Origin of the sequence: Streptomyces bambusae, assembly GCF_019400985.1 — a bacterium.
In the GTDB taxonomy this organism is placed as follows: domain Bacteria; phylum Actinomycetota; class Actinomycetes; order Streptomycetales; family Streptomycetaceae; genus Streptomyces; species Streptomyces bambusae_A.
The window spans coordinates 1-701 of the sequence record NZ_WTFF01000717.1; the positions used below are offsets into that span (position 1 = coordinate 1).

The window sequence follows — 701 nt, forward strand, 5'->3', positions numbered from 1 at the left end:
CGCCCGGCCCGGCGCCGCGGCCCGGGCCCGCGTCCTCCGCCGCGCCTCCCGCGCCCTCACTGTCAACGCCCCTGTCAACGCCCCTGTCACCGTCCCCGTCGACGTCCTGCTCCAGGCCGCGCAACCAGCCCGGTGCCCACAGGACCTCGGTCCCGGCCTCCAGCTCCAGGCCCTCCCAGGTGAACGCCGCCCGCACCGGGTACGCTGCCGCCGCCACCGGCGGAAACTGCCGCAACGCCTCGCCCACCGCCTCCCGCGGACCGGGCACGGCCCCCGCGCCGAGCAGAGCCAGCGCCTGGAGCGCTGTCCCGGCGGCGGCCTCGGACGTCAGGGCCAGGGCATGCGCGACAGCCGGGAGGACGGCCTGCGGGCCGCCGCCCTGCGCCGCCAGCCGACCGGCCAGTGCTCCGGGGTCCGGGTCGGCCAGGTAGGGCGCCAGGCGCCGGTGCAGGGCCGCGCCCCGGTCGGCGTACGCACGGCCGCCGACGGCAGCCGTCGCCGCCGCGTTCACCGAGCTCAGCAGCGTGTCCTCGGCGGCCGCGGCACCGACCACGACCCGCCGGGCCAGCAGCAGCATCCCGGCGTACCAGCTGCGCCGGTCCAGCGTGCCGTCCGCGCGCCGGGCCGCGACCACCGCGTCGACGTCCTCCGCCACCCGCGCGGCCAGCTCCGAGTGGGGCAGGACCGCTTCGCGCTCCGGC

At 79.9% G+C, this 701-nt stretch carries 1 pseudogene; it reads right to left on the minus strand.

Annotated elements, in window-relative coordinates:
- Window positions 1–701 (minus strand): annotated as a pseudogene (locus GPJ59_RS36715) (hypothetical protein); the annotation flags it as partial.